Here is a 9606-nt window from a genome sequence, read left to right as displayed (position 1 = left end):
CCTGTACGGCCCGCCCGTACGGTTCGCCCGTAGGGACGGATGCTACGGGCGGCCCGTACGGCGGCCGGGGCAGCGGTGCCGGCGTGTCACTCGGTGGCGATGGCCCGCAGTACGTCCAGCCGGGCTGCCCGCCGGGCCGGGCGCAGACCCGCGAGGGCTCCGGCCGCCAGGCCGACGAGCGCCACCACCGCGAGCCGCCCGGGCGGGATCGCGAAGGCGAAGGCGCTGTCGGCGGCGCCGTCGGACGCCTTGACCAGCACCCAGCCGAGGAAGGCGCCGAGGCCGAGCCCGCCGGCCGTACCGAAGGCGGCGACCAGGACCGACTCCCAGCGGACCATGGCCCGCAGCTGGGACCGGGTCTGGCCCACGGCCCGGAGCAGACCGAGTTCCCGGGTGCGTTCGTGGACGGCCAGCGTCAGGGTGTTGGCGATGCCGAGCAGGGCGATGAACACCGCCAGGGCGAGCAGCGCGTAGACGAGGGTGAGCATCATGTCGATGCCCGCGGCCGACGACTGCGCGTACTCGTCGCGGGTCTGCACCTCGGGGTTGCCGTAGCGGGCGGCGACCTTCTCCACCGCGGCCTTGCCCGCCGCCGTGCTCACACCGTCCTTGAAGGACACGGCCACCAGGGTGTCGGAGTCCTGTGTGCGGTGCGGGGCCCAGGCCGCGCGCGTGATGACGTAGTCACCCGCGAGTTCGGACTGGCCGTAGACCGCGCGGACGGTGAAGTTCCGCGTCCGGCCGTCGGTGAAGGTGAGCCGGGCGGTGCCGCCGGTGCGCAGACCCTGCCGGTCGGCCTCCTTCCGGGTGACGGCGATGCCGTCGGGACCGAGGTCGCGCAGGTCGCCCTGGACGGTGCCGAGGTCGAACGTGCGGGCGAGCGCGGCCGGGTCGGTGACGGTCAGCGCCCGCCCCTTGCCGTCGACCTCCGCGACGCCGCGGCCGAGTCCGACGGCGGTGGCCACCTCGGGCAGCCGCTGCACGGCCGGGGCCAGCCGGGGGCTGAGCCCGCTGCCGCCCGCCCCGAAGGACGGGGTGCTGATGGCGACGTCGCCCGCGAAGGACCGTGACACGGTCTGGTCCATCGTCGCCTTGAGCGAGGCCCCGAACACCGTGAACAGTGAGACGACGGCGACACCGATCATCAGCGCGCTCGCGGTGGCGGCGGTCCGCCGGGGGCTGCGCAGGGCGTTGCGCCGGGCGAGGGACCCGGTGACGCCGCGCAGCCGGTCCAGGGGGCTGCCCAGGAGCCGTACGGCGGTGGAGGAGGCGACCGGGCCGAGGACCACGAAGGCGACCAGGGCCAGGCCGGCACCGAGTCCCGCCGGCCACACGGACGGCGAGACGAGGACACCGGTGAGCGCCAGCGCGACCGCCAAGGCGGCCAGGGCCGTGCCGGTGACCGCGCGCAAGCGGGAGGCGCCGGAGGAGTCGACGGCCGTCTCGCGCAGCGCGGCCAGCGGGGCGGTGCGTCCGGCCCGTACCGCGGGCATCAGCGCCGAGCCCAGGCAGACCACGACACCGACCACGAGCGGCAGCACCAGCGACATGGCCTTGATCACCAAGTCGCCTCCGGGGAAGGGGAATCCGATGGCCGGGAACAGCGCCTGCAGCCCGGCGGCGATCCCGATGCCGCCCGCGAGCCCGGCGGCGGTGGCCGTCAAGGCGACGGCGCTCGCCTCGACCAGGGTCGCCGCGGTCACCTGCCGGCGGGAGGCGCCGAGGGCACGCAACAGGGCGTTCTCACGAGTGCGTTGGGCCACGACGATCGCGAACGTGTTGTGGATGGAGAAGGTCGCGACCAGCAGGGCGACGCCGGAGAACACGAGAAGGAAGGCAGTGAAGATCGTCAGGAACTGGCTGGAGACCATGTCGGTGTTCTCCCGCGCCGACTCCTGGCCCGTGATGGCCTCGACCCCCTTGGGCAGCACGGGAGTCAGCCGGTCGACGAGTTCCCTCTGGTCCACGCCCGGCCCGGCCCGCACCGCGATGCCCGACGCCTCGCCGGGCCGGGCGGTGAGGTACTTCTCGGCGTCGGCCTGGGTCATGCCGGTGAAGGTCACCTGTGCCATGCCGTCCTGGCCGCCGAAGGTGGCGAGGCCGACGATCGTCACCTTCACCGGGTCGGGCGTGCGGAGCGTCGTCGTGTCACCGACCTTCAGGTGCCCCTTCTTGGCGGCGCCGCGGTTCACCACGACCTCGCCGGACCTCACCGGGGCACGGCCCTCGGAGAGCCGGTACGGGTTCAGGTCGGGATCGGTGATCCAGTTGCCGGCGAGGGTGGGCGGTCCCTGGCCGCCGACGGGCTTGCCGTCGGCGCCGACCAGCTGGCCCGCGCCCTGGATGTCCGGTGCGGCGGCCACGACTCCGGGAACCTTCTCGACGGTCCGCACCAGCGAGATGTCCACCGGCCGGCGCACTCCCTGGGCCCCGCCGGGTGTCGTGATGGCGTCGGCGCCGCGCACCACCGCGTCCGTGCCGCTGGTCGCCTCGCCGAACATGGAGCCGAAGCTCGCGCGCAGGGTGTCGCCCATGACCAGGGTCCCCGCCAGGAAGGCGACACCGAGGAACACCGCCAGGAAGGTACCGGCGAAGCGGCGCCGGTGGGCGCGCAGGGAGGACAGGCTCAGTCGTACGGAGGCGTTCATGCCCTCACCTCGAAGGCCTTCATGCGGTCCAGGACCTTGTCGGCGGTCGGGGCCTCCATACGGTCCACCAGGCGTCCGTCCGCGAGGAAGACGACCTCGTCGGCGTGGGCGGCGGCGACCGGGTCGTGGGTGACCATGACGACCGTGCGGCCCATCGCGCGTACGGCCGAGCCGAGGAGGCCGAGGACCTCCTCGCCGGAGCGCGAGTCCAGGTTGCCGGTCGGCTCGTCGGCGAAGACCACGTCGGGGCGCCCGGCGAACGCCCGTGCCACGGCGACGCGCTGCTGCTGGCCGCCGGAGAGCTCGGACGGGCGGTGGTGCAGCCGGTCGCGCAGGCCGACGACGTCGACCAGCGCGTCGATCCACTCCGCGTCGCCCCGGCTGCCCGCCAGGTCCAGCGGCAGGGTGATGTTCTCCTCGACGGTCAGCGTCGGCACCAGGTTGAACGCCTGGAAGACGAAGCCGACGCGGTCGCGGCGCAGCAGGGTCAGGCGCCGGTCGTCGAGGGAGCCGAGGTCGGTGTCGCCGATGTAGGCGGCGCCGGAGGTGAGTGTGTCGAGTCCGGCCGCGCAGTGCATCAGGGTGGACTTGCCGGATCCCGAGGGTCCCATGATCGCGGTGAAGCGTCCGCCGGGGAAGTCCACGTCGACGCCGTCCAGGGCGCGTACCGCGGTGTCGCCTCGCCCGTACACCTTCACGGCGCCGACGACCCGGGCGGCCGTGCGGGCGGAGGTCATGGTGGTCGTGGTGGTCATGCCACACCGCCCTTGCCCGCGCGGCCGAACTGCTCGTCCAGGACGGACAGCCGCCGCCAGTACTCGTCCTCGTCGATCTCGCCGGTGGCGAAGCGCCGGCCGAGGATCGCGATCGGCGAGTCTCCCGCCGGACGCCAGGCGTCCATGGGGCGCCACGGCCCGCCGCGTCCGCGCCGGACCGTGCGCCGCAGGACGGTCACGGCGCCGGCCAGGACGACCGCCCAGATCAGCGGGAAGAACAGGATCCACGGGCCGGGGCCGCCGTCCCAGTGCGCCAGGGTCTGCATCTCGGTTCATCTCCTGTGCGGAAGCGTGTGGTGGTGATGCATCGAGACTGGCTCCGCGGAGGGGTCCGGGTCGTCGTACGGCCAGCGGCAGTGGGTGTACCTCCCCGGGAGTACGCGGGCGCGGGGCGGGTCCTCCCCCGGTTGCGGGCCGAACGGGTGGAGTCTGTAACTACTAGTATGTACAGTATGCGCATGAGCACCTCGGAGCGACTGATCGAGTCCACCCGCGAGCTGCTGTGGGAGCGCGGGTACGTGGGCACCAGCCCGAAGGCCGTCCTGGAGCGCGCGGGCGCGGGCCAGGGAAGCATGTACCACCACTTCAAGGGCAAGCCGGACCTGGCCCTGGCCGCCATCCGGCGCACCGCCGAGGAGTTGCGGGCTACCGCCGAGGGAGTACTCGGCGGGCCGGGAACGCCGTACGAGCGCATCGAGGCGTACCTGCTGCGCGAGCGCGAGGTGCTGCGCGGCTGCCCGGTCGGCCGGCTGACGATGGACCCGGACGTGATCGCCAGCGACGAGCTGCGCGCGCCGGTCGACGAGACCATCGCGTGGATCCTCCACCGGATCGCCGGAATCGTCGAAGAGGGCAGGGAACAGGGGCAGTTCGCGCCGGACCTCGACAGCGAGGAGATCGCCGCCGCCGTCCTCGCGACGCTGCAGGGCGGTTACGTCCTGGCCCGCGCCTCCGGCTCCCCCGCCGCCTTCGACGCGGGAGTGCGGGGACTGCTCTCCCTTCTCGCACCCCGATAGGAGTACGCGCACGTGCACATCACCAGAAGGCGGCCCGACAGCGTGCCGGGTGCGGCCGGGAACTTCACCGGCACGGTCTGGCTCGACGAGGTCGCCGCGCCCGCCGCACCGTCCCGGCTGCGGATGTTCAGCGTCCACTTCGCTCCCGGCGCCCGCACCGCCTGGCGCCGGCACCCGCACGGACAGGTGCTGCACGTCCCTCAGGGCGAGGGCCTGGTCCGGCGCAGGGGCGGTGCCACGGAGACGATCCGCGCGGGCGACACCGTGTGGATCGAACCGGACGAGTGGCACTGGCACGGCGCAGGGCCCCGCACCTTCATGACCCACCTCGCGGTCGTCGAGGCCGCACAGGCCGGTACGACGACCGAGTGGGGCGCGCACGTGTGCGCCGAGGACACCACCCCGCCTGACCGGCCCCGCCCGGCTCCTCCACCCGCGGAAGGACTTCCCACATGCACGCCCTGCAGTACGAGTTGACCCTCCCCGCCGATTACGACATGGGCATCGTCCGCCGCCGCGTGGCCCGCGTGGGGCATCTGCTCGACGACTGGGACGGTCTCGGCTTCAAGACGTACCTGCTGCGCGAGCGCGGTGTGCACGGCTCGCCGGTGAACCAGTACGCGCCGTTCTACCTCTGGCACACCATGGCGGGCATGAACCGCTTCCTGTGGGGAGGCGCCTTCCAAGGGCTGGTCGACGACTTCGGCCGGCCCGAGGCACGGCAGTGGTCGGGGCTGGCCTACGAGGAGGGAAGCGCCGCGGGTTCGCCCGCCGCGTTCGCGGTGCGGCGGCACGAGCCGGTGCCCGACGGCGCCGCGCTCGCCGGCCTGATGGACGAGGCCGTGCGCGAGACCGGGCAAGTGGCCCGGGAGGACGGCGCCGTGCTGGCGGCGGCCGCCGTGGACACGCGCCACTGGGAACTGGTCCATTTCTCCCTCTGGGAGCACGACACGCCCAAGGCCGAGGGGGACGTGTTCGAGGTGCTGCACATGTCCGCGCCCGGCCGGGGCCTGCTGCCGCGCGGGCGGCAGTGGTGAGTTCCGTCCGCACGGTGCCCGGCGACCTGCGGCCCGGGGAACTGGGCGTGTGCGACGCCCACGACCATCTCGTCCTGCGCGGCCCCCGGCTGCCGGGTCGGGAACTGGACGACGCCGACGCCGCGCGGGCCGAACCGGCGGCGTTCCGGACCGCCGGCGGGTCGGCCGTCGTCCAGTGGACGCCGCACGGGATGGGTCCCCAAGCCGCGGCCCTGCCGTCGCCGTCCCGGGCGACGGGAGTTCACCTGGTCTGCGCGACGGGGCTGCACCGGGCGGCGCACCGCGCACCGGAGTTGCTCGACCGGCTGCCGCGGGAGGCTGGCTGAGGTCTTCGTCACCGAGCCGACCGAGGGCATCGGCGCCTCGGGCGTGCGCGCGGGAACCGGTCGAGGTGGCGGGCGGTTTCCACGCCCTCGACGTGCACGCCCGCTGGACGATGGCCGCCGCGGCCGAGGCCCACCGCGCGACGGGCGCGCCCGTCACCGTCCACCTGGAGTCGGGCACCGGCGCGCTCGACGTACTCGACCTGCTGTGCGGCGCGTTGGACGTACCACCGGACCCGGTGATCCTCGGTCACCTCAACCGCTCCCCCGGCCTCGTCGTCCACCGCCAGGCCACCGAGTCGGGCTGCCGGCCGGCCTTCGACGGCCCCTCGCGCGCCCGTCACGCCACCGACCGGCGGATGCCGGACGCCGTACGGGCCCTGGCGGAGTCCGGGTCCGGTCACCGGCTGCTGCTCGGCGGGGACACCGTGGTCGCCGGGGTCCGGTCGGTCGACGGCGGGCCCGGTATGCCGTACCTGCTGCGCCGGGTGCGTCCACGCTCGAAGCAGTGCTGGGCGCGGAGTTGGTGGACCGCGTCCTGACGGCCGATCCGGCCCGTGCCCTCGCCACCGCGTGGCGGTGAGTCACCGGCGGTCGGACCCCTGCGTCAGCGCCCCCAGAGGATCGTCCAGCACCGGCTGCCAGGCCAGTTCCGCCGCGCCTACCAGGCTGTTGTGGTCCAGGGTGCAGGCGTCGATGGGGACGCCGCCGCTCTGGCCCCACAGGCTGCGGTCGGCGACGACCGCGCGGAGCCGTTCGGGGTCGACCTCGAGCAGGGTGCGGTGCAGGCCGCCGAGGATGATGCGGTCGGGGTTGAGGATGTTCACCAGTCCCGCGAGGCCCAGGCCCAGGCGGTCGATCAGGGCCTCGGCGGCGATGCGGACGGTCGGGTCGTGGTAGTGGTTGCGCAGCAGGTCGTCGGCCTGCTTGAGCAGGGACACCTCGGGGCCCGGGGCGCGGCCCGCCTCGCTGAGCAGCGCCAGCGGGTCCGCCTCGACGTCCAGGCAGCCGCGGCCGCCGCAGTGGCAGGGGCGGCCCTCGGGGTTCACCGTGAGGTGGCCGACCTCCAGCGCCAGGCCCGAACTGCCCGTGTGCAGACGGCCGTCCAGCACCAGGGCGCCGCCGACACCCCGGTGCCCGGTGGCCACACAGAGCAGGTCCCGGGCACCCCGGCCCGCCCCGTGCCGGTGCTCGGCGAGCGCGGCGAGGTTGACGTCGTTGCCCGCGAACGCGGGACCGGGGATCCCGGCCGCCTGTACGCACTCCGCGAAGATGCGGCGCACCGGCGCGCCCACCGGCCAGTCGAGGTGGAGGGGGTTGAGGGCCAGGCCGTCGGGTTCGGCGACGGCGGACGGCACGGCGAGCCCGGCACCCACGCAGCGGCGGCCGGTCGTACGGAGGAGCTCGGCGCCCGCCTCCACCACCGAGCCCAGCACCTCGGCCGGGTCGGCGTCCACGGTCCCGCAGCCCGGAGCGGTCGCCACGATCCGGCCACCCAGGCCGACCAGCGCCGCCCGGAACCCGTCGGCGTGCACCTGCGCGGCGAGCGCGACGGGCCCGTCCTCGGCGACCTTCAGCCGGTGCGAGGGCCGCCCCTGGGAGCCGGCCGCCGCGCCCGGCCTGGCGTCCACCCGGATCAGCCCCAGTGCCTCCAGCTCCGCGGCCACCGCGCCGGCCGTCGCGCGGGTGACCCCCAGTTCCGCGGTGAGCACGGCACGGGTCGGCGCGCGTCCGGTGTGCACGAGCTCCAGCGCGGGCCCCAGCGCACCGCGCCCCCGGTCCAGCCGCGTCCTCGAGGTGGTCCCTTCCCCCGCCGTCCGGGGGTCCGCCTTGCCGCTCATGAGGGTGAGTCTCCCATGATCCGCAACCACTCCGGCCGGCGCCGCGATCTGGGGGCCACTCACCCCCAGGGTGATGTCCAACCGCCCGGTGTGCCCCAGCGCGGGGGCGCCGTGCCGGGGTGCACCCGGGGCACCCCGTGGTGGGCGAGGCGGGACGCGCCGCCGAAGACGAACAGGTCGCCGCTGTGCGGCTCCCACTCCCGGCAGGCCGCGAGCGGCTCCCCCGGGCGCGGCGTCGGGCCGGTCGGGCAGGTGCACGGCACCCGGGGCGATCTCGGCGCGCTCCCTGGGGAACAGCTCCGCATCCATGCCCCCGTCCTGCCCCGAGGGACCTGCCCGACCGGGCCTGAGCTGCGGCTCCGCTAGCCTGGACGCACGATGAACGACCGAATGACGACTCCGTGGGGCGAGTTCGAGCTGTCCCGGTTCCCCGAGGATCCGCGCGACCGGCTGCGCGCCTGGGACGCCTCCGACGCGTATCTGCTGCGGCACCTGGCCGAGGAGCGGATCCCGCTGTCCGGCACGGTCGTGGTCGTCGGGGACCGCTGGGGCGCGCTGGTCACGGCGCTGTCGGAGCACCGGCCGGTGCAGATCACCGACTCCTACCTCAGCCAGGAGGCGACCCGGGCCAACCTCGCGCGGGCCGGCGTCGAACCGGGTGCCGTGGGGCTCCTCACCACCCAGGATCCGCCGCCCGACCGCGTCGACGTACTTCTGGTGCGGGTACCGAAGAGCCTGGCGCTCCTGGAGGACCAGTTGCTGCGGCTGGCGCCCGCCGTGCACGAGGGCACGGTCGTCGTCGGGACCGGGATGGTCAAGGAGATCCACACCTCGACGCTGCGGCTGTTCGAGCAGATCCTCGGCCCGACCCGGACCTCGCTCGCCCGGCAGAAGGCCCGGCTGATCCTCTGCACCCCGGCGCCGTCGCCGGAGCGGGCCGCCAACCCGTGGCCCTACAGGTACGTCCTGCCGGAGGGGATCGGCACGGTCTCCGGCCGCACCGTCGTCAACCACGCGGGCGTGTTCTGCGCCGACCGCCTCGACATCGGCACCCGGTTCTTCCTCCAGCACCTGCCCACCGACCGGGGACCGCGCCGGGTGGTGGACCTGGGGTGCGGCAACGGGATCGTCGGTACGGCTGTGGCGCTGGCCGATCCCGAGGCCGAGGTGCTGTTCGTGGACGAGTCCTTCCAGGCGGTGGCGTCGGCGGAGGCGACCTACAAGGCCAACGGGGTGCCCGGGCACGCGGAGTTCAGGGTCGGGGACGGGCTGGCCGGGGTGCCGGCCGGAAGCGTGGACGTCGTCCTGAACAATCCGCCGTTCCACTCGCACCAGGCGACGACGGACGCGACGGCGTGGCGGATGTTCTCCGGGGCGCGGCGCGCGCTGCGGCCGGGCGGTGAGCTGTGGGTGGTCGGCAACCGGCACCTGGGCTACCACGTGAAGCTGCGGCAGCTGTTCGGCAACAGCCGGCTGGTGGCCTCCGACCCGAAGTTCGTGGTGCTGAAGGCGGTCAAGCGGAAGTAGCCCGGGACGGCGGCGCCCGGCGGGAGGCGGGTCGGCCGCCGCCTGCCGGGCCGGAGGTCACCGGGGGGCCGGCCCGGCGAGGACGCGGATGATCCGTTCCACCTCACGGGCCATCGCCTCCCGGCCGACGGCGAGGTATTTGCGCGAGTCGACCGCCTCCGGGTGGGCGGCCAGGAAGTCGCGGATCGCGCCGGTCATCGCCATGTTGAGGGCGGTGCCGACGTTGACCTTGGCGATGCCGCCCGCGACGGCCGCGACGAGTCCGTCGTCCGGTATCCCCGAGGAACCGTGCAGGACGAGCGGCAGGGGCAGGGCGGCGGACAGCCGCTCGAGGAGCTCGTGGTCGAGGGCGGCGGTGCGGGTGGTCATGGCGTGGACGCTGCCGATGGCGACGGCCAGGGCATCGACTCCGGTGTCCGCGAGGAAGGTGCGGGCCTC

The 9606-nt window shown here is 74.4% G+C and carries 9 protein-coding genes and 2 pseudogenes; 5 read left to right on the top strand and 6 right to left on the bottom strand.

The genetic code is table 11. The annotated features are described in order from the left end of the window. Positions 1 to 86 precede the first annotated feature (86 nt). Genes ACFW2E_RS26060 through ACFW2E_RS26050 form a run of 3 tightly spaced genes read right to left on the bottom strand, consistent with a single transcriptional unit; the run spans position 87 to position 3690 of the window. On the bottom strand, positions 87 to 2648 hold the full coding sequence (locus tag ACFW2E_RS26060; RefSeq protein WP_384469497.1) for an ABC transporter permease: 2562 nt from the start codon (positions 2646 to 2648) through the stop codon (positions 87 to 89). After that, positions 2645 to 3403 (bottom strand): ABC transporter ATP-binding protein, encoded by a 759-nt coding sequence (locus ACFW2E_RS26055; protein ID WP_384469496.1) that lies wholly within the window; start codon positions 3401 to 3403, stop codon positions 2645 to 2647. Before ACFW2E_RS26055 ends, ACFW2E_RS26060 begins: the two co-directional genes overlap by 4 nt. Further along, a complete protein-coding gene (locus ACFW2E_RS26050; RefSeq protein ID WP_384469495.1) occupies positions 3400 to 3690 on the bottom strand; it encodes an SHOCT domain-containing protein in 291 nt (96 codons plus the stop codon). Before ACFW2E_RS26050 ends, ACFW2E_RS26055 begins: the two co-directional genes overlap by 4 nt. 192 nt (positions 3691 to 3882) lie before the next feature. Between ACFW2E_RS26050 and ACFW2E_RS26045 the strand changes: the two genes are divergently transcribed. The 4 genes and pseudogenes from ACFW2E_RS26045 to ACFW2E_RS26030 all read left to right on the top strand — a co-directional run bounded on the left by ACFW2E_RS26045 (position 3883) and on the right by ACFW2E_RS26030 (position 6383). Further along, on the top strand, positions 3883 to 4440 hold the full coding sequence (locus ACFW2E_RS26045) for a TetR/AcrR family transcriptional regulator (RefSeq protein ID WP_384469494.1): 558 nt from the start codon (positions 3883 to 3885) through the stop codon (positions 4438 to 4440). Between the two features lie 12 nt (positions 4441 to 4452). Further along, positions 4453 to 4917 (top strand): cupin domain-containing protein, encoded by a 465-nt coding sequence (locus tag ACFW2E_RS26040; RefSeq protein ID WP_384469493.1) that lies wholly within the window; start codon positions 4453 to 4455, stop codon positions 4915 to 4917. Continuing rightward, on the top strand, positions 4893 to 5477 hold the full coding sequence (locus ACFW2E_RS26035) for a DUF4865 family protein (RefSeq protein WP_384469492.1): 585 nt from the start codon (positions 4893 to 4895) through the stop codon (positions 5475 to 5477). Before ACFW2E_RS26040 ends, ACFW2E_RS26035 begins: the two co-directional genes overlap by 25 nt. Continuing rightward, a pseudogene (locus ACFW2E_RS26030) lies at positions 5474 to 6383 on the top strand (phosphotriesterase). Before ACFW2E_RS26035 ends, ACFW2E_RS26030 begins: the two are co-directional and overlap by 4 nt. A 1-nt stretch (position 6384) precedes the next feature. Here the strand turns inward: ACFW2E_RS26030 and ACFW2E_RS26025 are convergent. Both ACFW2E_RS26025 and ACFW2E_RS26020 read right to left on the bottom strand, forming a co-directional pair. Then, positions 6385 to 7641 carry an ROK family protein gene (locus ACFW2E_RS26025; protein ID WP_384469498.1) on the bottom strand — a complete coding sequence of 419 codons (1257 nt, stop codon included), beginning with the start codon at positions 7639 to 7641 and terminating at the stop codon, positions 6385 to 6387. A 54-nt stretch (positions 7642 to 7695) separates the two neighbouring features. Continuing rightward, a pseudogene (locus tag ACFW2E_RS26020) lies at positions 7696 to 7835 on the bottom strand (alpha-ketoglutarate-dependent dioxygenase AlkB); the annotation flags it as partial. Positions 7836 to 8031: 196 nt separating this feature from the next. On the opposite strand from ACFW2E_RS26020, the gene ACFW2E_RS26015 reads away from it, so the two are divergent. Continuing rightward, complete coding sequence (locus ACFW2E_RS26015; RefSeq protein WP_384469491.1) at positions 8032 to 9168, top strand: methyltransferase; 1137 nt, start codon at positions 8032 to 8034, stop codon at positions 9166 to 9168. 57 nt (positions 9169 to 9225) lie between these two features. On the opposite strand, the gene ACFW2E_RS26010 is transcribed toward ACFW2E_RS26015, so the two are convergent. Further along, positions 9226 to 9606: class II fructose-bisphosphate aldolase (locus ACFW2E_RS26010; protein ID WP_384469490.1), on the bottom strand; the 381-nt coding region annotated here is incomplete at its 5' end.

Source organism: Streptomyces sp. NPDC058964 (assembly GCF_042741275.1).
Lineage (GTDB): Bacteria > Actinomycetota > Actinomycetes > Streptomycetales > Streptomycetaceae > Streptomyces.
Note: the sequence above shows the minus strand (reverse complement) of the source record. Positions and strands in the feature narration are given on the sequence as shown.